General features: G+C 70.5%; 1 pseudogene. It reads left to right on the top strand.

The features are described from left to right. Positions 1-292 (top strand): annotated as a pseudogene (locus tag NE591_RS15150) (hypothetical protein); the annotation flags it as partial.

The raw sequence follows: 292 nt of genomic DNA, 5'->3' as shown, positions 1-292 counted from the left end.
GCCGCGGGCACCCTGCCGGCCGACGCCGCCGTCTACGCCATCGCGAACTACACGGCCCTCCCCCAGGTGCACGCCGCCCTGAACGCCATGGAAGCCGCCGAACCCGCTCTCGCCCCCGCCCCGACGCCGGCCCCGATCGCCGAGGCCGCCGGCGCGAGTGCCGCTCCCATCTACGCCGGCATGGCGGTGTTCGTCGACAAGCAGAAGGAGATGGATCGCGACGAGGTCATCCACGAGCTCATCGACATCCAGTACGACCGCAACGACTACGAGCAGAAACGCGGCACCTACC

It is taken from the genome of Adlercreutzia sp. DFI.6.23 (assembly GCF_024462535.1).
GTDB lineage: Bacteria > Actinomycetota > Coriobacteriia > Coriobacteriales > Eggerthellaceae > Adlercreutzia > Adlercreutzia rubneri.
This window is presented reverse-complemented; position numbering and strand designations above follow the sequence as displayed.